This window comes from Staphylococcus sp. HMSC14C01 (assembly GCF_001808085.1).
Taxonomy (GTDB): Bacteria; Bacillota; Bacilli; order Staphylococcales; family Staphylococcaceae; genus Staphylococcus; species Staphylococcus hominis.
In genome coordinates, this window is sequence record NZ_KV792048.1 from 199,265 (window position 1) to 223,156 (window position 23,892).

Sequence of the window (23,892 nt, forward strand, 5' to 3'; positions counted from 1 at the left end):
AGGATAAAAAATGAAACAATCGAAAGTCTTTATACCAACAATGAGAGAAGTCCCTTCTGAAGCTGAGGCTTTAAGTCATCAGTTGTTATTAAAAGCAGGTTTAATTAAACAAAGCACAAGTGGTATTTATAGTTATTTACCCTTAGCAACACGTGTACTAAATCATATTTCTAAAATCATTCGTGAAGAAATGGAAAATATTGATGCAGTTGAGATTTTAATGCCAGCATTGCAGCAAGCAGAACTTTGGGAAGAGTCGGGACGTTGGGGCGCTTATGGTCCTGAATTAATGCGATTAAAAGACCGTAATGGAAGAGAATTTGCTTTAGGACCTACTCACGAAGAAGTAGTGACTTCTATCGTTAGAGACGAATTAAAGTCTTATAAACAATTACCATTAACATTATTCCAAATTCAATCTAAGTTCCGTGATGAAAAACGTCCACGTTTTGGTTTATTACGTGGAAGAGAGTTCATCATGAAAGATGCTTATTCTTTCCATGCTGATGAAGCATCATTAGATCAAACATATCAAGAGATGTACAATGCTTATAGTCGTATTTTTAAACGTGTTGGAATTAATGCGCGTCCAGTAGTAGCTGATTCAGGTGCTATTGGCGGTAATCATACACATGAATTTATGGCTTTAAGTGAAATTGGTGAAGATACGATTGTGTATAGTGAAAATAGTGATTATGCAGCAAATATTGAAAAAGCTGAAGTTAAGTATTATCCAAATGAGAAACATACAGACATTAAATCACTAGAAAAAATAGAAACGCCAAATATTAAAACAGCTCAAGAATTGGCTGACTTTTTAAATCGTCCAATTGATGAAATTGTAAAAACAATGATTTTCAAAGTGGATGGAGAATTCATGATGTTTTTAGTAAGAGGCCATCACGAGCTCAATGATGTGAAGGTGAAAGCATACTTTGAAACTGATAATGTGGAAATGGCGACTCAAGATGAAATTGTAAATTTACTTGGAGCAAATCCTGGTTCATTAGGACCTATTCATAATAAAGACATTAAAATTATTGCTGATAATTTTGTTAAAGATTTAAATAACATAGTGGTAGGTGCTAATGAAGATGGCTATCACTATATTAATGCAAATGTTGAGCGTGATTTTAATATCGATGAATACGGAGACTTTAGATTTATTTTAGAAGGTGAACCGTTAAGTGATGGTTCTGGAAATGCAAAATTTGCAGAAGGTATTGAAGTTGGACAAGTATTTAAACTGGGAACGAAATATTCTGAAGCAATGAATGCTAAATTTTTAGATAATCAAGGTAAAGCGCAACCTTTAATTATGGGTTGCTATGGTATCGGAGTGTCTAGAACATTAAGTGCGATTGTTGAGCAAAATAATGATGAAAATGGTATTATTTGGCCAAAGTCAGTCACTCCATTTGATTTACATTTAATTACAATCAATCCTAAAAAAGAAGAACAACTTGAATTAGGAGATAAATTATACTCAGAATTACAATCTAAATATGATGTACTTTATGATGATCGTAAAGAGCGTGCAGGCGTTAAATTTAATGACGCTGATTTAATTGGTTTACCGATAAGAATTGTTGTAGGTAAAAATGCAAGTGAAGGTATTGTTGAAGTTAAAGGGCGTCAAACGGGTGAAAGTGAAGAAGTTCATGTTAATGAATTAGACAATCACATTGCTTCACTCTATGAAAAACTATAGGTGCACATGAATAAAAATGGTTGGAACATTTTGTTGTTTCCAACCTCTTTTATTGTTTTTATTAGTTAAACTGTAATCATGAAAAATAAATGTGAAAGTAGTATAATATAAATCAAGTTTTTTAAAGTAAATGATAAGTTCGAAATAAGGTGGTTATTCTTTGTGGCAATGACAAGTCAGGAAAAATTTAGAGTACTTGCCGATCAAATTAAGATTTCAAATCAATTGGATAAAGAAATACTTGAAAAAGGTGAACTCACACGAATAGATGTATCAAATAAAAATAGAAGTTGGGAATTTCAGATTACGTTACCTTATTTTCTTTCAAATGAAGATTATTTAATCTTTACTCATGCAATTAAAGAAGAGTTTAAAGATATTGCACATGTGGACTGGCATTTTACAATTCAAAATACATCGAATCAAGATGAACATGTGATTAAATATTTTGGACATTGTATTGAACACACAGCTTTATCACCAAAAGTGAAGGGTCAACTTAAACAAAAACGTTTAATTATGTCAGGTAATGTTTTAAAAGTAATGACTTCAAATGATATTGAAAGAAATCATTTTGATAAAGTATGTAATGGTAGTTTAGTAAAAGCATTTCAAAAATGTGGCTTTGATATAGATAAAGTAATATTTGAAACTGATGATTCGAATAGAGATGAAGATCTTGCTTCATTAGAGGCACATATTCAAGAAGAAGATCAACAAAGTGCTAAAGAAGCTACAGAAAAAATTGAAAAAATAAAAGCTGAAAAAGCAAAACAACAAGATAATAACGGCAGTAGTGTTGAAAAATGTCAAATAGGAAAGCCAATTCACGTTGAAAATATTAAACCTATTGAAACAATTATTGAAGAAGAATTTAAAGTAGCCATTGAAGGGGTTATCTTTGATATTAACATTAAAGAACTAAAAAGTGGACGTCACATTGTTGAACTTAAAGTGACAGACTATACAGATTCTTTAGTATTAAAAATGTTTACTAGAAAAAATAAGGATGATTTAAATCACTTTAAAGCCTTAAGTGTAGGTAAATGGGTACGTGCACAAGGTCGTATAGAAGAAGATACGTTTGTACGTGATTTAGTCATGATGATGTCAGATATTGAAGAAATCAAAAAGACACCTAAACAAGATAAAGCAGAAGAGAAACGTGTCGAATTTCATTTACATTCATCAATGAGTCAAATGGATGGTATTCCAAACATCAGTGCGTACGTTAATCAGGCTGCAGCATGGGGACATAAAGCAATAGCTGTTACTGATCATAATGTGGTTCAAGCTTTTCCTGATGCTCATAGTGCAGCGGAAAAAAATGGAATTAAAATGATTTACGGGATGGAAGGCATGTTAGTCGATGATGGTGTGCCTATTGCCTATAAACCTACTGATAGAGATTTAAAAGAAGCTACATATGTAGTGTTTGACGTCGAAACAACAGGTTTATCTAATCAATATGATCAAATTATCGAACTTGCTGCTGTCAAAGTTAAAGACGGCGAAATTATAGATAAATTTGAAAGATTTAGTAATCCACATGAAAAATTATCAGAAACAATAATTAATCTGACACACATTACAGATGACATGCTAGTGGATGCACCAGAAATTGAAGAAGTACTAACAGAATTTAAGGAATGGGTAGGAGATGCCATTTTTGTAGCGCATAATGCTTCATTCGATATGGGCTTTATTGATACAGGGTACGAACGATTAGGTTTCGGTCCATCAACTAATGGAGTGATTGATACTCTTGAATTATCACGTACCATTAACACTGAATATGGTAAACATGGATTAAATTTCTTAGCTAAAAAATATGGCGTTGAACTTACTCAACACCATAGAGCGATTTATGATACTGAAGCAACGGCTTATATTTTCATTAAAATGGTTCAACAGATGAAAGAACTAGGTGTGACTAATCATAAAGATATTAATAAAAAGTTATCAAATGAAGATGCCTATAAACGTGCACGACCAACCCATGTCACACTCATAGTTCAAAATCAAGATGGACTCAAGAATTTATTTAAAATCGTAAGTGCTTCTTTAGTAAAATATTATTATAGAACACCTAGAATTCCACGAACATTATTAAATGAATATCGAGAAGGCATTCTAGTAGGTACAGCTTGTGATGAAGGGGAATTATTTACAGCTGTGATGCAACGTGATCAATCTGAAGTTGAAAAAATAGCAAAGTATTATGATTTTATAGAAGTACAACCACCTAAACTTTATCAAGATTTAATTGATCGTGAATTAATTCGTGATACTGAAACATTGTATGAAATATATGATCGTATTTTAAAAGCAGGAGAAAGTACAGGAATACCTGTGATAGCTACTGGTAATGCTCATTACTTATTTGAGCATGATGCTATTGCTCGTAAAATTTTAATTGCATCACAACCAGGTAATCCATTAAATCGTTCCACACTTCCAGAAGCACATTTTAGAACAACAGATGAAATGTTAGATGAATTTCATTTCTTAGGAGAAGATAAAGCCTATGATATTGTTGTTAAAAATACGAATGAATTAGCAGACCGAATTGAGAAAGTAATTCCAATTAAAGATCAATTATTTACGCCACGTATGGAGGGCGCTAACGAAGAAATACGTGAATTAAGCTATACAAATGCGAAAAAATTGTATGGTGATGACTTACCGCAAATTGTCATTGATCGTCTCGAAAAAGAATTAGATAGTATTATTGGTAATGGCTTTTCAGTTATCTATCTCATATCACAACGGTTAGTTAAAAAGTCATTAGATGATGGATATTTGGTAGGGTCACGTGGTTCTGTAGGTTCGAGCTTTGTTGCAACGATGACAGAGATAACAGAAGTGAATCCGCTCCCTCCACACTATATATGTCCACATTGTAAGACGAGTGAATTTTTTGATGATGGGTCGGTAGGTTCAGGATTCGACTTACCTGATAAAACATGTGAAACATGTGGTGGCGAATTAATTAAAGAAGGTCAAGATATTCCATTTGAGACTTTCTTAGGATTTAAAGGAGATAAAGTACCAGATATTGACTTGAACTTTAGTGGTGAATATCAACCGCATGCCCATAACTATACGAAAGTACTTTTTGGAGAAGATAAAGTATTCCGAGCAGGTACAATTGGTACAGTGGCTGAAAAAACGGCATTTGGCTTCGTTAAAGGATATCTAAATGATCAAGGTATTCATAAACGTGGTGCGGAAATCGATAGACTTGTCAAAGGATGTACAGGTGTTAAACGTACAACTGGACAGCATCCAGGAGGAATTATTGTAGTTCCTGATTATATGGATATTTACGATTTTACACCGATACAATATCCAGCAGATGATCAAAGTGCATCTTGGATGACCACACACTTTGATTTCCACTCGATTCATGATAATGTGTTAAAACTCGATATACTTGGACACGATGATCCTACAATGATACGGATGTTACAGGATTTATCGGGTATCGATCCTAAAACGATTCCTGTTGATGATAAGGAGACAATGCAAATATTTAGTAGTCCGGCTTCTTTAGGTGTAACAGAAGAGGATATTTTATGTAAGACAGGCACATTTGGTGTACCTGAATTTGGTACAGGTTTCGTTCGTCAAATGTTAGAAGACACTAAGCCAACAACATTTTCTGAACTTGTACAAATTTCAGGTTTATCACATGGTACCGATGTGTGGCTTGGTAATGCACAAGAGTTAATTCGCTCAGGCATCTGCGATTTATCCAGTGTAATTGGTTGTCGTGACGATATTATGGTATATCTTATGTATGCTGGGCTTGAACCATCAATGGCCTTCAAAACAATGGAGTCTGTGCGTAAAGGTAAAGGACTTACGGATGAAATGATAGATGCGATGAAAGCGAATGATGTACCTGATTGGTATTTAGATTCATGCTTAAAAATTAAATACATGTTCCCTAAAGCTCACGCAGCTGCTTACGTACTTATGGCTGTACGTATTGCATACTTTAAAGTGCATCATCCGTTATACTATTATGCAGCATATTTTACAATTCGTGCATCAGACTTTGATTTAATTACAATGATTAAAGATAAAGAAAGTATTAAGAACACAGTTAAAGATATGTATTCTCGTTATATGGATTTAGGAAAAAAAGAAAAAGATGTATTAACAGTATTAGAAATAATGAATGAAATGGCACATCGTGGATTTAAAATGCAGCCGATTAGCTTAGAAAAAAGTCAAGCTTTTGATTTCATTATTGAAGATGATACATTGATCCCACCATTTATTGCTGTGCCAGGATTAGGTGAAAACGTAGCTAAACGTATTGTTGAGGCACGTGAAGACGGTCCATTTTTATCCAAAGAAGACCTTAATAAAAAAGCAGGTTTATCTCAAAAAATTATTGAATACCTTGATGATTTGGGTTCATTACCAGATTTACCAGATAAAGCACAATTGTCCATTTTTGATATGTAAATGGACAACTTAGAAGTATTAATAGTAGCTTCATTTGTTTAAGCATATAAAGTATGTTATAATTAGTTTGTGTAAAAATTTAGACTCAGGCAGAAAGAGTGGGCATATACCCGCTCTTTTCTATTTGCCAAAAAAGGAGGCCTGTATGAGTAAAATTACTGAAGAAGTAGAAACTATCATTACTCCCATTTTAGATGATTTAAACTTTGAATTAGTTGATGTTGAATATGCAAAAGAAGGCAAAGATCGTTTTTTGAGAATCTCTATTGATAAAGAAGGTGGCGTGGATTTAAATGATTGTACGCTTGCTTCTGAAAAAATAAGTGAAGCAATGGATCAAAATGATCCTATTCCTGAAATGTATTATCTTGATGTAGCTTCACCTGGAGCTGAACGTCCACTAAAAAAAGAAAAAGATTATCAAAATGCGATAGAGCAACCTATATTTGTATCTCTTTATGCGCCAATTGAAGGTGATAAAGAATGGTTAGGCATTCTGAAGTCTGTCGATGATGACACAATAACTATGGAAGTTAAAGAAAAAGCAAAGAAAAAAACAATTGAGATACCAAGAAATAAAATTGCAAAAGCACGTCACGCTGTAATGATTTAACGTGATGAGGAGGAATAATTGTGGCAAGTAATGAATTATTATTAGCAACTGAATACTTAGAAAAGGAAAAGAAAATTCCAAGAGAAGTTTTGATTGATGCAATTGAAGCAGCTTTAATTACTGCATATAAGAAAAATTATGATAGTGCTAGAAACGTCCGTGTAGAATTAAATATGGATGAAGGCACATTTAAAGTCATCGCACGTAAAGAAGTTGTAGAAGAAGTATTTGATGATCGTGAAGAAGTTGATTTAAGCACAGCTTTAGTTAAAAATCCTGCTTATGAAATAGGTGATATTTACGAAGAAGATGTCACACCTAAAGACTTTGGTCGTGTGGGCGCACAGGCTGCTAAACAAGCAGTAATGCAACGTCTAAGAGATGCTGAAAGAGAAATTTTATACTCTGAGTTTATTGATAAAGAAGAAGATATTTTAACAGGTGTGATTGATCGTGTTGATCATCGATATGTGTATGTTAATTTAGGTAGAATCGAAGCGGTTTTATCTGAAGCTGAAAGAAGTCCTAATGAGACATACATTCCAAATGAAAGAATTAAAGTCTATGTTAATAAAGTAGAGCAAACAACAAAAGGTCCACAAATTTATGTGTCAAGAAGTCATCCGGGTTTATTAAAACGTTTATTTGAACAAGAAGTTCCAGAAATTTATGATGGAACTGTTATTGTGAAATCAGTTGCACGTGAAGCAGGAGATCGTTCTAAAATTAGTGTATACTCTGAAAATCCAGATATAGATGCAGTGGGAGCTTGTGTAGGTGCAAAAGGTTCACGTGTTGAAGCGGTTGTTGAAGAATTAGGTGGAGAAAAAATCGATATTGTTCAATGGGATGAAGATCCAAACGTTTTTGTACGTAATGCTTTAAGCCCATCACAAGTTTTAGAAGTTATTGTTGATGAAGATAACCAATCTACTGTAGTGGTAGTACCTGATTATCAATTATCATTAGCTATTGGTAAACGTGGACAAAATGCGCGCTTAGCTGCCAAACTTACAGGATGGAAAATTGATATTAAATCTGAAACAGATGCTCGCGAAGCAGGGATTTATCCTGTAATTGAATCTGAAGAAAAAGCTGATGAAATAGTATTTTCTGAAGATAAAGATATTGAAATTGATGACATAAATTTAGAAGAAACAAACTTAACAACAGCTGAATTATCAGCGGAAGTTGATGAAACTTCAAATGAAGCACAAGACGCTTCAGATAATAAAGAAGAACATTAATACGTTTAAGCATATGGGGTGAGTAGTAAATGAAGAAGAAGAAAATTCCAATGCGCAAATGCATCATCACGAATGAAATGCGTCCTAAAAAAGACATGATTCGAGTAGTAATTAATAAAGAAGGCGAAATTTTCGCTGATGGTACTGGAAAACAACAAGGTAGAGGTGCATATGTTTCAAAAGATGTTAAAAGCGTAGAAGATGCTCAAAAAAATGGTGTACTCGAGAAGTACTTTAATGAAAGTCCTGAAAAATTAGATCCTGTATATAAAGAAGTAATTCGATTAATTTATAGAGAAGAGATTCCTAAATGATAAAAGAACAGATATTTAATTTTTTAGGCTTAGCGATGAGAGCTAGAAAAGTTAAAGTTGGAGAATCAGTACTCATATCTGAGATAAAAAAACGTAATATTAAACTTGTGATTTTATCTACTGATGCTTCAGATAACGCTAAAAAGAATATAAAGAATAAATGTGACACATATCATGTTCCGTTTAGAGTTTTCGGTACGAGAGTAGAATTAGGACAATCATTGGGCAAAGAAGAACGTGTAAATGTTGGCGTGACAGATTCAGGTTTTGCTAAAAAACTTATGTCGATGATTGATGAATATTGTAAGGAGTGATTATATGAGTAAAAAGAGAATTTACGAATATGCGAAAGAATTAAATGTTAAAAGTAAAGAGATTATAGATGAGTTAAAGAAAATGGACGTTGAAGTATCCAATCACATGCAAGCATTAGAAGATGGCCAAATTAAGATGCTTGATAAAAAGTTCAAATCATCACAAAATGAAGAAAATAAAAAACAAAACACTCAAAATAATCACCAAAAACAACAAAGTAAAAAAGATAATAATCAAAACAAATCTAATTCAAAGAAAAAAAACAATAAAAATAGCAAAAACAATAAAAACAACAAAAATAATAATAAAGGTAAGAATAACAAATCTGCTGCTGAACCTAAAGAAATGCCTTCAAAAATCACGTATGAGGAAGGTATTACAGTAGGAGAACTTGCTGATAAATTAAATATCGAATCATCTGGCATTATTAAAAAATTATTCTTGTTAGGTATTGTTGCTAATATTAACCAATCATTAGATGAAGAAACATTAGAACTTATCGCAGATGATTATGGTGTTGAAATTGAAAAAGAAGTTGTTGTTAATGAAGAAGACCTAACAACTTATTTTGATGATGAAGAAGACGATCCAGATGCAATTGAACGACCAGCAGTTGTAACAATTATGGGACACGTTGACCATGGTAAAACAACATTACTAGACTCAATTAGAAATACTAAAGTCACAGCAGGAGAAGCAGGCGGTATCACACAACACATTGGTGCATATCAAATTGAAAATAATGGTAAAAAAATTACTTTCTTAGATACACCTGGACATGCAGCTTTCACAACAATGCGTGCACGTGGTGCTCAAGTAACAGATATCACTATTTTAGTAGTAGCAGCAGATGATGGCGTTATGCCTCAAACAATTGAAGCAATTAACCATGCTAAAGAAGCGGATGTACCAACAATTGTTGCGGTCAACAAAGTTGATAAACCAACTGCAAATCCAGACCGAGTGATGCAAGAGTTAACTGAATATGGTTTAATTCCAGAAGATTGGGGTGGCGACACAATCTTTGTACCACTTTCAGCATTAAATGGTGATGGTATTGATGACTTATTAGAAATGATTGGTTTAGTTGCCGAAGTACAAGAATTAAAAGCTAATCCTGATAAGCAAGCAGTAGGTACTGTTATTGAAGCAGAATTAGATAAATCACGTGGACCAGCTGCGTCATTATTAGTTCAAAATGGTACGTTGCATGTAGGTGATTCAATTGTAGTTGGTAATACGTATGGTCGCGTAAGAGCTATGGTAAATGATTTGGGTCAAAGAATTAAAACAGCTGGGCCTTCTACACCGGTTGAAATTACTGGTATTAACGATGTACCTCAAGCAGGTGATCGCTTCGTTATTTTCAAAGATGAAAAACAAGCGCGTCGTATTGGTGAAGCTCGTCATGAAGCAAGTGTGATTCAACAACGTCAAGAAAGCAAAAATGTTTCATTAGACAATTTATTCGAACAAATGAAACAAGGAGAAATGAAAGATCTTAATGTCATTATTAAAGGTGATGTACAAGGTTCTGTAGAAGCTTTAGCTGCATCTCTTATGAAAATTGATGTTGAAGGCGTAAATGTTCGTATTATTCATACAGCTGTAGGAGCAATCAATGAATCAGATGTTACATTAGCTAATGCTTCAAATGGTATTATTGTTGGATTTAACGTACGTCCTGATGCAGGTGCGAAACGTGCAGCAGAAGCTGAAAATGTTGATATGCGTCTTCATAGAGTCATCTATAATGTTATAGAAGAAATTGAATCAGCGATGAAAGGTTTATTAGATCCTGAATTTGAAGAACAAGTTATCGGACAAGCTGAAGTACGTCAAACATTCAAAGTTTCAAAAGTTGGAACCATTGCTGGTAGTTACGTGACTGAAGGTAAAATCACTCGTAACGCAGGCGTACGTGTCATTCGTGATGGTATTGTTCAATTCGAAGGTGAACTTGATACGTTAAAACGATTTAAAGATGACGCTAAAGAAGTATCACAAGGTTACGAATGTGGTATTACAATTGCAAACTTTAATGACATTAAAGAAGGCGACATTATTGAAGCATTCGAAATGGTAGAAATTGAAAGATAACTAATTTGTAAGAGGCTAAAGTGTATATGATATAGGTAGGCACTTTAGCATTCTCTTCTAATCATATGTTAAATAATAAAGAGGTGACATATCCATGAGTAATATGAGAGCTGAACGTGTTGGCGAACAAATGAAAAAAGAAGTTATGGATATCATTAATAATAAAGTAAAAGATCCAAGAGTAGGATTTATTACTATTACTGACGTTGAATTAACAAATGATTTATCACAAGCCAAAGTTTTCTTAACAGTGCTTGGCAATAAGAAGGAAGTTAATGATACGTTTAAAGCTTTAGATAAAGCAAAAGGATTCATTAAATCTGAGCTAGGTTCAAGAATGAGATTACGTATAGTACCAGAGTTATTCTTTGAATATGATGAATCAATTGAATACGGTAATAAAATTGAAAAAATGATTCAAGATTTACACAAACAAGATAAATAATACTTTATCATTGTTATTAATCAGTGACATTCAATCAAATAACTTCAGAAAAAGAAGTTTAGATGCAACATATAATGGGGGTAGGACGATAACATTTACATGAATTCAGTCCTACTCCTTTTTATATGATTAATACTGATAAAATATGGATAAGACATTAAATGATTTAATAATACATAGTGAGACATAATAAACTAAAGGGTGTGAAAAAATGTACAACGGTATATTACCAGTGTATAAAGAACGTGGTTTGACCAGTCATGATGTTGTATTTAAACTTAGAAAAATCTTAAAAACTAAAAAGATAGGTCATACTGGAACATTAGATCCTGAAGTTTCAGGTGTACTACCTATCTGTATAGGGACAGCAACTAAGGTGAGCGACTATGTCATGGATATGGGAAAATCTTATCAAGCAACCATTACATTAGGTGAAAGTACGACAACTGAAGATCAAACTGGAGAAGTAATAGAAAAAGTAAATATATCATCGAATACGATTACTTCTATAGAAGTTGATCGTGTTTTAGAAGAATTTAAAGGAGTAATAGAGCAGATTCCTCCAATGTATTCCTCTGTAAAAGTAAATGGAAAAAAATTATATGAATATGCTAGAAAAGGAGAAACTATTGAACGGCCAAAACGACAAGTTAAAATTGATGAAATTGAACGAATATCTGATTTAACATTTATAGAACAAACATGTCATTTTGATATAAAAGTAACGTGTGGAAAAGGTACCTATATCAGAACGTTAGCAACAGATATTGGCAAAGCTTTAGGCTATCCTGCTCATATGTCGTTGTTAACTCGTATAAATTCGGGTGGATTTAATATAAATGAAAGTTTATCACTTGAAAAAATTTCTGAATTACATGAGCATGAAACATTACAACATTATCTATTTCCTATAGAATATGGTTTGAAAAGTTTACAATATGTAGTCATTGATGATGACACTTTAAAGTATAGAATCTTAAATGGTCAAAAACTCCTAAAAAAAGATTTTACTCTATCATTAGAAAAGCAATTTGTGTTTATTGATAAGATAAGTGAAAAAGCATTAGCCATTTATGAACATCATCCTGACAAAATTAACGAAATAAAACCTAAAAAAGTATTTAATTAAAGGAGCCTTTGATTGATATGAAAGTGATAGAAATAACACATCCAATACAAAATGAACAACTCATAAAAGAAGATGTTGCAATGGCATTTGGTTTTTTTGATGGTATGCATCGTGGTCACAGTAAAGTATTTGAAGCATTAGATATACGTGCAAAAGAAAAAAATTTAAAAAAGGCAGTAACAACATTTGATCCGCATCCATCAGTAGTATTAAATCCTGAACGTAAACGTACAGATTACTTAACGCCACTATCTGATAAATTAGAAATGATAGAACAGCATGATATTGATTATTGTATTGTTATCAATTTCTCATCACGTTTCGCTAACGTCACAGCTGAAGAGTTTATCAAAGACTATATTATTAATAATCATGTTAAAGAAGTTGTTGCAGGATTTGATTTTACATTTGGTAAATTTGGTAAAGGAAATATGGCCGTGTTAAATGAAATAGATGAATTTAATACTACAATAGTCGGTAAATTAGATTTAGATTCTGAAAAAATTTCAACAACATCAATTAGACAAGCGTTACATGAAGGCAATCTACAAAAAGCTAATGATGAATTAGGGTATTTATATCGAATTAAAGGCACAGTTGTTCAAGGAGAAAAAAGAGGTCGAACAATCGGTTTTCCAACAGCTAATGTCCAACCTAGCGATGATTATGTCCTTCCTAAAAAAGGGGTATATGCGGTAAGTATTGAAATAGGTGCCGAACACAAAATATATCGTGGGGTAGCTAACGTAGGTGTTAAGCCGACATTTCACGATCCATCTAAAGCAGAAGTGGTGATAGAAGTAAATATTTTTGATTTTGAAGAAAATATTTATGGAGAACGTGTAATCGTATATTGGCACCATTATTTAAGACCAGAGGTAAAATTTGATGGTATAGATGCTTTAGTAAGTCAAATGAATGACGATAAAGAACGTGCAAAATATCTTTTAGCAGTTGATTTTGGTGATGATGTATCGTATAATATCTAAAGTTGAGTTTTCGAAAAACTTATTACTATTGAATCCTTTATCTTGGCAGGTTGAAACTCCGACGCCTTGCTCAGATTAAGGTGTAAACAAAAATTAGGAGGAATTTAATTATGGCTATTACTCAAGAACGTAAAAATGAAATTATTAAAGAATATCGTGTACACGAAACAGATACTGGTTCACCAGAAGTACAAATCGCTGTTTTAACTGCAGAAATCTCTGCATTAAACGAACACTTACGTGAACACAAAAAAGATCACCATTCACGTCGTGGATTATTAAAAATGGTTGGTCGTCGTAGACACTTATTAAACTACTTACGTAGTAAAGATATTCAACGTTACCGTGAATTAATTAAATCATTAGGTATTCGTCGTTAATTTTAAATATATTGAAGGGAAAGCACCATTTAGATTGGTACTTTCCTTTTTTTGTATTTTTATCATAAACACTAATATAAAAATATATAAATAAATGATATGATGTAAGTATTAGATTTCAGAGAGGAGATTCATAATGTCTCAAGAAAAGAAAGTGTTCAAAACTGAATGGGCTGGAAGATCGTTAACGATTGAGACAGGTCAATTAGCGAAACAAGCTAATGGTGCAGTTTTAGTACGTTATGGTGATACTGTTGTATTATCTACAGCAGTTGCTTCTAAAGAGCCACGTGATGGTGATTTTTTCCCCTTAACAGTTAACTATGAAGAAAAAATGTATGCGGCTGGTAAAATTCCAGGTGGATTTAAAAAACGCGAAGGTCGTCCTGGAGATGAAGCGACACTTACTGCACGTTTAATTGATAGACCAATTAGACCATTATTCCCTAAAGGTTATCGACATGACGTTCAAATTATGAATACTGTATTAAGTGCGGATCCAGACTGCTCCCCAGAAATGGCAGCAATGATTGGATCGTCAATGGCATTGAGCGTGTCTGATATTCCATTCCAAGGACCAATTGCCGGTGTAAATGTAGGATATATTGATGGAAAATACGTGATTAATCCAACACTTGAACAAAAAGAAGTATCTCGTTTAGATTTAGAAGTTGCTGGTCATAAAGATGCTGTAAATATGGTTGAAGCAGGTGCGAGTGAAATTACAGAACAAGAAATGCTTGAAGCGATTTTCTTTGGTCATGAAGAGATAAAACGCTTAGTTGCTTTCCAAGAAGAAGTTGTTGAGCATATTCAACCTGTAAAAAAAGAATTTATTCCTGTTGAACGTGATGAAGAATTAGTACAACGAGTAAAATCTTTAACGGAAGAAAAAGGATTAAAAGAAACTGTATTAACATTTGACAAACAACAACGTGATGAAAATTTAGATGCACTTAAAGCAGAAATCGCTACTGAATTTGTAGACGAAGCGGATCCAGAAAATGAGTTGCTTATCGATGAAGTATATGCGATTTTAAATGATTTAGTAAAAGAAGAAGTTCGTCGATTAATTGCAGATGAAAAAATTAGACCTGATGGACGTAAACCAGATGAAATTCGTCCGCTTGAATCAGAAGTTGGTTTATTACCACGTGCACATGGTTCTGGATTGTTTACCCGTGGACAAACTCAAGCATTATCTGTACTTACTTTAGGAGCATTAGGAGACTATCAACTTATTGATGGATTAGGACCTGAAATTGAAAAACGTTTTATGCACCACTATAATTTCCCTAATTTCTCAGTAGGTGAAACGGGTCCAGTGAGAGCGCCAGGTCGTCGTGAAATTGGTCATGGTGCACTAGGTGAAAGAGCGCTTAGATATATCATTCCTGACACTACAGAGTTCCCTTACACAATTCGTATTGTGAGTGAAGTATTAGAGTCAAATGGCTCATCTTCACAAGCTTCAATTTGTGGATCAACATTAGCGTTAATGGATGCTGGTGTGCCTATTAAAGCTCCAGTAGCTGGTATTGCTATGGGTCTTGTCACTCGTGAAGATAGTTATACAATTTTAACTGATATTCAAGGTATGGAAGATGCTTTAGGTGATATGGACTTCAAAGTTGCTGGAACTAAAGAGGGAATTACTGCGATTCAAATGGATATCAAAATTGATGGTTTAACACGTGAAGTGATTGAAGAAGCTCTTGAACAAGCTCGTCAAGGTCGTTTAGCAATTATGGATCATATGTTACAAACAATCGATCAACCACGTAGTGAATTAAGTGCATATGCACCTAAGGTAGAAATTATGCATATCAAACCTGAAAAAATTCGTGATGTCATTGGTCCAGGTGGTAAAAAAATTAATGAAATTATTGACGAAACTGGCGTTAAGTTAGATATTGAACAAGATGGCACTATCTTTATTGGCGCTGTTGATCAAGAAATGATAAATAGAGCTCGAGAAATTATTAATGAAATTACCCGCGAAGCTGAAGTTGGCCAGGTATACCATGCAAAAGTTAAGCGTATTGAAAAATATGGTGCTTTTGTAGAATTATTCCCAGGTAAAGATGCTTTATTACACATTTCTCAAATTTCTAAAGATAGAATAAATAAAGTTGAAGACGTTTTAAAAATCGGTGATACGATTGAAGTTAAAATTACAGAAATTGATAAACAAGGCCGTGTAAATGCGTCTCATAAAGTTTTAGATGAATAAATGAATGAAGTTAAGGTTAGGACAAAATGAAGTCCTAACCTTCTTTATATATATAAAGAATGATTTTATGAAAGTATATATATTTTTATTAAAGGTCTTTTACTCCTTAGTTACAACACACTTTAATAGTGTACATCCTTCGTAAATTAAATTATAATAAATTATGAGTTTATATGGACGGGAATTAATTATAGGAGGTAACATTTTGAGTTTAGTAAAGAAAAAGAATGACGATATTCGCATTATTCCACTTGGGGGCGTAGGCGAAATCGCTAAAAATATGTATATCGTCGAAGTAGACGATGAGATGTTTATGTTAGATGCAGGATTAATGTTTCCTGAAGATGAAATGTTAGGAGTAGATATTGTTATTCCTGACATCCAATATGTAGTAGAAAACAAAGATAAATTAAAAGGGATATTTTTAAGTCATGGTCATGAACATGCAATTGGTGCAGTGAGTTATATTTTAGAGCAAGTTGATGCACCAATTTATGGATCAAAACTTACTTTAGCTTTAGTTAAAGAAAGTATCAAAGAAAGAAATATAAAGAAAAAAGTACGATATTATACTGTAAATCATGATTCAGTGATGAGATTTAAAAACGTCAATATTACTTTCTTTAATACATCACATAGTATTCCAGATAGTTTAGGTATCTGTATTCATACTTCACACGGTTCAATTGTATATACAGGTGAATTTAAATTTGACCAAAGTTTACAAGGGCATTATGCTCCTGATATGAAACGCATGGCTGAAATTGGAGAAGAAGGTGTTTTTGCTTTGATTAGTGATTCAACTGAAGCAGAAAAACCTGGTTATAATACTCCAGAAAATGTCATAGAATCGCATATTTATGATGCATTTGCTAAAGTAAAAGGACGCTTAATTGTTTCATGCTATGCATCGAATTTTATTAGAATTCAACAAGTATTAAATGTTGCTAGTAAATTAAATCGTAAAGTATCTTTCTTAGGAAAATCTCTTGAAAGTTCATTTAATACTGCACGCAAAATGGGATATTTTGATATTCCTAAAGATTTATTGCTTCCAATCAATGAAGTTGAAAACTATCCTAAAAATGAAGTCGTTATTATAGCAACAGGTATGGAAGGCGAACCTATTGAAGCGTTGAGTCAAATGGCCCAACATAAACATAAGATTTTAAATATTGAAGAAGGCGATTCAGTTTATTTAGCCATCACTGCTTCAGCAAATATGGAAGTTATTATAGCCAATACGTTAAATGAACTTGTTCGAGCAGGTGCACATATTATTCCAAATAATAAAAAAATTCATGCCTCTAGTCATGGTTGTATGGAAGAATTAAAAATGATGATTAATATTATGAAACCTGAATACTTTATTCCTGTTCAAGGTGAATTTAAAATGCAAATTGCGCATGCAAAATTAGCAAATGAAGCAGGCGTTGCACCTGAAAAGATTTTCCTTGTCGAAAAAGGGGATGTGATTCATTTCGATGGCTCACACATGGTATTAAATGAAAAAGTAAATTCAGGTAATATTCTCATCGATGGCATAGGTGTAGGAGACGTTGGAAATATTGTGTTAAGAGATCGTCATCTTCTTGCAGAAGATGGTATCTTTATTGCAGTAGTAACATTAGACCCTAAAAATAGACGTATAGCTGCTGGACCTGAAATTCAATCACGCGGATTCGTTTACGTACGTGAAAGTGAAGAATTAATGCAAGAAGCGGAAGATAAAGTTCGAGAAATTGTGGAAGCTGGACTACAAGAAAAACGTATAGAGTGGTCTGAAATTAAACAAAATATGCGCGACCAAATTAGCAAGCTTTTATTCGAAAGTACAAAACGTCGCCCAATGATTATTCCAGTTATTTCTGAAATTTAAAAGATATACATTTAATAAAGAGGTCGGGACAATATCACTTTTATAAAATAATTAAAAATATAAACGTTTATCATTCTTATTTATAGATTCATTGATGTATTAAATTGAAAGTATATAAAAGATAAGACATTTACCCTAACTTTTATAGTGAACTCTATAATTTTAAAAGATGATTTGACTCATTTATTTTTAATTATTTAAAAATGGGCTTAAGAGTCTATGTGATACATATTGTCTCAACCTCTTTCATACTTTTAACTCTAAAACATAACTTACATTTTTTTATATTTTTGAAAATGTCATTATTATAATTAAAAATAAAAGAAGGTGTAACATTTGCCACGAACTAAGAAAAAAACAACGACTAGAAAAACCAATTCAAAGACGAAAACGAAAGCACGCCAAACTAAAAAGAAAAAGCAACAAAAAACAGATAGTTCTATAAGGTATATTATTGCTATTGTAATTGTGATTATATCTATTTTAGGAATATTTCAATTAGGGCTTGTTGGTAGAATGATTGATAGCTTTTTCAATTATTTATTTGGCGCAAGTCGTTACCTTACATATATTTTAGTAAGTTTAATTACGATTTATATTGCAATGCAAAGACATTTTCCAAAAACACGTCGTACATTCGGTCTCATTTTATTACAATTTGTATTACTGATTGTTTCTCAACTCATTTATTATTTTTCTAAAGGAGAAGTTGCGAAAAGAGAACCGGTATTGTCTTACGTCTATAAATCTTATGAACATACTCATTTTCCAAATTTCGGTGGAGGTATTATAGGCTTTTATTTATTAAAATTATTTGTACCTTTAATCTCTATTGCTGGGATTATCATTGTGACTTTGATTTTACTGATATCGAGCTTTATCCTATTACTAAAATTACATCATAGAGATGTGGCGAGAAACACAATTGATTATTTTAAACGTTCTACTCAGAGTGCCTCATCTACTTTAAAAGAAAAAAGAGAAGCAAATAAAATTAGAAGAGAAGAACGATTACGTGAAAAAGAAGAACAGCGTCAAGCATTGGCACACCAAAGAGAATTAGAAGAACAACAAAGGAAAGATGAAGTCATGAAAGATGTGAGTGACTTCCCAGAAGTGAAACAGCAACATGAAGATATTCCTATATATAGCCATCATGCAGCAACGGATGAAGAAAAAGTACGATCTAAACGTAAAAAACGTCAATTTGACATAGACCATCAAGATAAAGAACCTACGCATGTGTCTGCGTCAAATTCTATGAAAAAAGATAAAATAAAACACGTTTCTAATGATGACGATACGAATAATAGTTCGATCATAGAAGCAGGAGAAGTTGGCAATGTAGCCTATCACATTCCTCCTTTATCATTACTTAAACAGCCAACAAAACAAATGACAACTTCAAGAGCTGAAGTACAACGTAAAGGTCAAATATTAGAATCAACCATGAAAAATTTTGGAGTTAATGCTAAAGTGACTCAAATTAAAATTGGACCGGCTGTCACTCAATATGAAGTTCAACCAGCTCAAGGTGTTAAAGTAAATAAAATCGTTAATTTACATAATGATATAGCTTTAGCACTTGCTGCGAAGGACATTCGTATTGAAGCGCCTATACCTGGACGTTCAGCTGTAGGCATTGAGGTTCCAAATGATAAAATTTCTTTAGTTACGCTAAAAGAAGTTTTAGAATCTAAGTTTCCAGCAAAAAATAAATTAGAAGTCGGTTTAGGACGAGACATCTCCGGAGAACCAATGACTATTGAATTGAATGAAACACCTCACTTATTAGTGGCTGGTTCTACAGGTAGTGGTAAGTCAGTATGTATCAACGGTATTATTACGAGCATTTTATTAAACGCTAAGCCACACGAGGTAAAATTAATGTTAATTGATCCTAAAATGGTAGAATTAAATGTATATAATGGTGTTCCACATTTATTAATACCTGTAGTAACAAATCCTCATAAAGCATCACAGGCATTAGAGAAAATTGTAGCTGAAATGGAACGTCGTTACGATTTATTTCAACATTCGTCTACTAGAAACATTGAAGGATACAATCAATTTATAAGACGTCAAAATGAAGAACTTGATGAAAAGCAATCAGAACTTCCTTATATCGTTGTCATTGTTGATGAATTAGCAGATTTAATGATGGTGGCAGGAAAAGAAGTTGAAAATGCAATACAGCGTATCACACAAATGGCCCGTGCAGCCGGTATACATTTAATTGTAGCAACACAACGTCCTTCTGTAGATGTTATCACGGGGATTATTAAAAATAATATCCCTTCAAGAATTGCATTTGCTGTAAGTTCACAAACAGACTCTAGAACAATCATAGGCTCTGGAGGAGCAGAGAAATTATTAGGCAAAGGCGACATGCTTTATGTTGGTAATGGTGAATCCACACAGACACGTGTTCAAGGTGCATTTTTAAGTGATCAAGAAGTACAAGAAGTTGTAAATTATGTAGTTGAACAACAAAAAGCAAATTACGTAAAAGAAATGGAACCTGATGCTCCTGTAGAGAAATCAGAAATGAAAAGTGAAGATGCACTATATGATGATGCATACGCTTTTGTAATTGAGAAACAAAAAGCAAGTACGTCGCTTTTACAAAGACAATTCAGAATTGGATATAATCGTGCATCAAGATTAATGGACGATTTAGAGAGAAATAATGTTATTGGTCCACAAAAAGGCAGTAAACCAAGACAAGTTTTAATAGATTTTGAGAATGAAGAGGTGTGAGTATGACTGAATTGAACTCAGTTTTTAAAGTAAAAGAATATATTTTTAAAAAAATAAAAAATCATTCTTTAAAACCTGGTGATAAACTTCCTAGCAATTTATCTATTGCTAGAGAAGTTAACGTTAAAACAGATGATGTCTATGAAGCGATTGGAGAACTTATTATTGAACAAGTTTTAACTGATAATTTTGAAGAAGGAACAAGTATAAAGGCTCTACAGCCCTTTTATTATCCTTTAAATAAATTATTTAGTATTAGTGAAATGATTAAAAAAGCGGGATATGAAGCAAGTACAGAATATTTGAGTTTAGAGCAGCAACCCGCTTCTTTATTAGATGCAAAAATGTTAGATATTGAAGATAAGCAGCCTATAACAATTATTGAAAGACTACGTACTGCGAATCATCATCCAGTTATTTATTGTTTAGATAAGATTGCTGAACATCATTTAACTTGTACCGAATATCAAGAAAGTGATGGATCGATGCTTAATGCAATTGAACTTAATACTGGGCATAAGGTAGCTTCTGCTGAAACTGAAATTGAAGCAATCAGTTATGAACCTCATATTTCTAGCATATTGAATGCTGAACCACATGAGGGATTAATGTTATTAAAGGTTGTCCATTATGATGAAATGGGTAAACCTATTTTATACTCATTAAATTATATAAAAAGTAGCCTAGTGAAGTTTAAATTAACACGCACAAAAATTTAATAACAGGTAAAGGAGTGATTGATTATTTTGAAACAATATACTAATCATCAAATACATATTGATATTCTTCCAACTGAGAAATTTAAAACAACGATGATCACATTTAAATTTATGGCACCACTTGATTACGAAACAATTACTGCTCGTTCATTACTAAGTAAAGTATTGGTTCGTGCCACAAAAAAATGGCCAACAGATAAATCATTTAATAAACAATTATCAGAGCTTTATGGAGCTTATATTAATAGCTTTGTTTCTAAATTTAAAGATAAACATGTCATTACTATTTCTTTAGAAATTGTAAATGAACGTTATCTTAAAGATACTACACCATTATTTGAAAAAGGTTTGAATTTATTAAAAGAAGTCATCATGAATCCACTTGTTGAGAATAATTCATTCAACTCTACATTTGTTACTCAAGAAAAATCATTATTACATAAAAAAATAGAAGCGATGATTGACAATAAAGCGCAATATTCATTTATTAATTTATTAAAATATATGTTCAAAAATGAAGCTTATCGTTATTTAGCTATAGGTCAAATAGAAAATATTGCGCGTATTACAAATGAAAGTTTGTATGATACATATAAATCTATGATAAATAATGACATGTGTTCAGTGTATGTAGTGGGAAATGTAAATGAAAAAGAAGTTACATCACTCATAGAAAATTCATTTAGTCTTAGCTCAACGACGTTTGACTTTAATCATAATGTAAATACTGACTGTACCGACCAATCTACTGAAACAATCATTGAAAAAGATACCGTTGACCAAGCTAAATTAAATTTAGGTTATCGTTTTCCAACTCATTATGGAAACGAAGATTACTATGCACTTGTCGTATTAAATACTATGTTTGGCGGTGATCCTTCTTCAGTACTATTTAATGAAGTACGTGAAAAACAAAGTCTAGCTTATTCTATTCATTCGCAATTAGATGGAAAAAATGGCTATTTATTTGTATTAAGTGGTGTATCTGTTGAAAAATACGATATTGCAAAAACTACAATTATTGAAGAATTCGAGAAGTTTAAAGTAGGAGATTTCTCTGAAGAAAAATTAGCATTAGCTAAAAAAATTATCATTTCACAACGACAAGAAATTGCAGATAGACCTAAAGGTATTATTGAAGTCATGCAAAATCAACTACTTTTAAATCAGCCTCAATCAGATAAAGAATACATGGAATTAATTAATAAAGTGACTAAAGAAGATGTCGTTAAAATGGCAAATCAAGCCTATTTAGATACGATATATGTATTAACGAAGGGAGGTCAATCATAGTGCAAGAACAATATTATGAATTAATTGATGAACGCGTCTATAAACATGAACTAAATAATGGATTACGCTTATTTGTAATTCCTAAAAAAGGATTTCAAAAAACATATGTGACCTATACAACTCAATTCGGTTCGTTGGATAATACATTTAAACCTCATCATAAAGATCAATATGTGACTCTACCAGATGGAGTAGCACATTTTTTAGAGCATAAGTTATTTGAAAAAGACGATGATGAAGATTTATTTACTGCTTTTGCCAATGATAATGCTCAAGTCAATGCATTTACAAGTTTTGATCGTACGAGTTATTTGTTTAGTGCAACTGATCAAGTTGAACGAAATATTCTACGTTTACTTGATATGGTGGAAACACCCTATTTTTCAAAAGAAACAGTAGACAAAGAAAAAGGGATTATTGCTGAAGAAATTAAAATGTATCAAGAACAACCAGGATATAAAATTATGTTCAATACATTACGCGCAATGTATCATCATCATCCAATTAAAGTAGATATTGCAGGTAGTGTTGAGAGTATTTATAGTATCACTAAAGATGATTTATACTTATGTTATGAAACGTTTTATCATCCATCCAATATGGTATTATTTGTCGTAGGAGATGTGGATCCTAAACGTATTTGTAATGTTATTGAAGAACATGAAAATCGTCGTCATAAAACAAATCAACCTTCTATTCAAAGAGGAGCAATAAAAGAACCAAATGAAGTAGTTCAATCATTTGTATCTGAAAAAATGAAATTACAGTCTCCACGTTTAATGCTAGGGTTTAAAAATGAACCTTTGGATGAAGCCCCTGAGAAATATGTTCAAAGAGATTTAGAAATGACTTTATTTTTTGAACTCGTATTCGGTGAAGAAACAGATTTCTATCAATCTCTTCTTAATGATGATTTAATTGATGATTCATTTGGATATCAATTTGTTCTTGAACCTACTTATAGTTTCTCAATTATTACAAGTGCTACTCATGAACCGGATCAATTAAAGGATAGGTTACTTACTGAATTAAAGAAATATAGAGGAAACTTAAAAGATTCAGAAGCATTTGAATTATTGAAGAAGCAGTTTATTGGTGAATTTATCTCTAGTTTGAATTCCCCAGAATATATTGCAAATCAATATGCAAAATTATATTTTGAGGGTGTAAGTGTATTTGATATGTTAGATATTGTAGAAAATATTACTTTAGATAGTATTAATGAAACTGCCAAACAATATCTAAATATTGACCGTCTTGTTGATAGTCGCTTGGAGATAGATTAA

16 protein-coding genes and 2 pseudogenes are annotated in these 23,892 nt (G+C 32.4%); all 18 read left to right on the forward strand.

The features are described 5' to 3' along the window. Nucleotides 1-10 precede the first annotated feature (10 nt). Nucleotides 11-1,711, forward strand: coding sequence for a proline--tRNA ligase (locus tag HMPREF3131_RS09235; protein ID WP_070436705.1), 1,701 nt, complete (start codon nt 11-13; stop codon nt 1,709-1,711). Between the two features lie 168 nt (nt 1,712-1,879). Continuing rightward, a complete protein-coding gene (locus HMPREF3131_RS09240) occupies nt 1,880-6,190 on the forward strand; it encodes a PolC-type DNA polymerase III (RefSeq protein WP_141708538.1) in 4,311 nt (1,436 codons plus the stop codon). Nucleotides 6,191-6,335: 145 nt separating this feature from the next. Next, nucleotides 6,336-6,803, forward strand: a complete 468-nt coding sequence (gene rimP / locus HMPREF3131_RS09245; RefSeq protein WP_017174609.1) for a ribosome maturation factor RimP — start codon at nt 6,336-6,338, stop codon at nt 6,801-6,803. A 20-nt stretch (nt 6,804-6,823) separates the two neighbouring features. Next, entirely contained in the window at nt 6,824-8,050 is a 1,227-nt protein-coding gene (gene nusA, locus HMPREF3131_RS09250; protein WP_019835114.1) for a transcription termination factor NusA, read from the forward strand. Between the two features lie 29 nt (nt 8,051-8,079). Then, entirely contained in the window at nt 8,080-8,364 is a 285-nt protein-coding gene (gene rnpM / locus HMPREF3131_RS09255; RefSeq protein WP_002448835.1) for an RNase P modulator RnpM, read from the forward strand. Continuing rightward, nucleotides 8,361-8,678, forward strand: coding sequence for a YlxQ family RNA-binding protein (locus HMPREF3131_RS09260; RefSeq protein WP_017174611.1), 318 nt, complete (start codon nt 8,361-8,363; stop codon nt 8,676-8,678). The genes rnpM and HMPREF3131_RS09260 overlap by 4 nt, the downstream gene beginning before the upstream one ends. A gap of 4 nt (nt 8,679-8,682) precedes the next feature. Next, the gene (infB, locus tag HMPREF3131_RS09265; RefSeq protein ID WP_019835113.1) at nt 8,683-10,779 is read left to right on the forward strand and encodes a translation initiation factor IF-2; all 2,097 of its coding nucleotides are present in this window, start codon (nt 8,683-8,685) and stop codon (nt 10,777-10,779) included. 94 nt (nt 10,780-10,873) lie between these two features. After that, on the forward strand, nt 10,874-11,224 hold the full coding sequence (gene rbfA / locus HMPREF3131_RS09270; protein WP_002448740.1) for a 30S ribosome-binding factor RbfA: 351 nt from the start codon (nt 10,874-10,876) through the stop codon (nt 11,222-11,224). 211 nt (nt 11,225-11,435) lie between these two features. Then, nucleotides 11,436-12,353 carry a tRNA pseudouridine(55) synthase TruB gene (gene truB, locus HMPREF3131_RS09275; RefSeq protein ID WP_048762395.1) on the forward strand — a complete coding sequence of 306 codons (918 nt, stop codon included), beginning with the start codon at nt 11,436-11,438 and terminating at the stop codon, nt 12,351-12,353. A gap of 17 nt (nt 12,354-12,370) precedes the next feature. Further along, nucleotides 12,371-13,342: a riboflavin biosynthesis protein RibF gene (ribF, locus tag HMPREF3131_RS09280; RefSeq protein WP_002448787.1), complete on the forward strand. Its 972-nt coding sequence runs from the start codon at nt 12,371-12,373 to the stop codon at nt 13,340-13,342. 110 nt (nt 13,343-13,452) lie between these two features. Next, nucleotides 13,453-13,722, forward strand: coding sequence for a 30S ribosomal protein S15 (gene rpsO, locus HMPREF3131_RS09285; protein WP_017174614.1), 270 nt, complete (start codon nt 13,453-13,455; stop codon nt 13,720-13,722). 136 nt (nt 13,723-13,858) lie between these two features. Continuing rightward, nucleotides 13,859-15,955, forward strand: coding sequence for a polyribonucleotide nucleotidyltransferase (gene pnp / locus HMPREF3131_RS09290; protein WP_019835109.1), 2,097 nt, complete (start codon nt 13,859-13,861; stop codon nt 15,953-15,955). 205 nt (nt 15,956-16,160) lie between these two features. Beyond that, a complete protein-coding gene (gene rnjB / locus HMPREF3131_RS09295; protein WP_017174616.1) occupies nt 16,161-17,834 on the forward strand; it encodes a ribonuclease J2 in 1,674 nt (557 codons plus the stop codon). A gap of 336 nt (nt 17,835-18,170) precedes the next feature. After that, nucleotides 18,171-18,843 (forward strand): annotated as a pseudogene (locus tag HMPREF3131_RS11645) (cell division protein FtsK); the annotation flags it as partial. Between the two features lie 77 nt (nt 18,844-18,920). Next, nucleotides 18,921-20,594 (forward strand): annotated as a pseudogene (locus tag HMPREF3131_RS09300) (DNA translocase FtsK); the annotation flags it as partial. Between the two features lie 2 nt (nt 20,595-20,596). Continuing rightward, nucleotides 20,597-21,313 (forward strand): GntR family transcriptional regulator, encoded by a 717-nt coding sequence (locus tag HMPREF3131_RS09305; protein ID WP_048762400.1) that lies wholly within the window; start codon nt 20,597-20,599, stop codon nt 21,311-21,313. A 93-nt stretch (nt 21,314-21,406) separates the two neighbouring features. Then, nucleotides 21,407-22,606, forward strand: coding sequence for an EF-P 5-aminopentanol modification-associated protein YfmF (gene yfmF / locus HMPREF3131_RS09310; protein WP_371089566.1), 1,200 nt, complete (start codon nt 21,407-21,409; stop codon nt 22,604-22,606). Next, nucleotides 22,606-23,892 carry an EF-P 5-aminopentanol modification-associated protein YfmH gene (yfmH, locus tag HMPREF3131_RS09315; RefSeq protein WP_070436709.1) on the forward strand — a complete coding sequence of 429 codons (1,287 nt, stop codon included), beginning with the start codon at nt 22,606-22,608 and terminating at the stop codon, nt 23,890-23,892. The genes yfmF and yfmH overlap by 1 nt, the downstream gene beginning before the upstream one ends.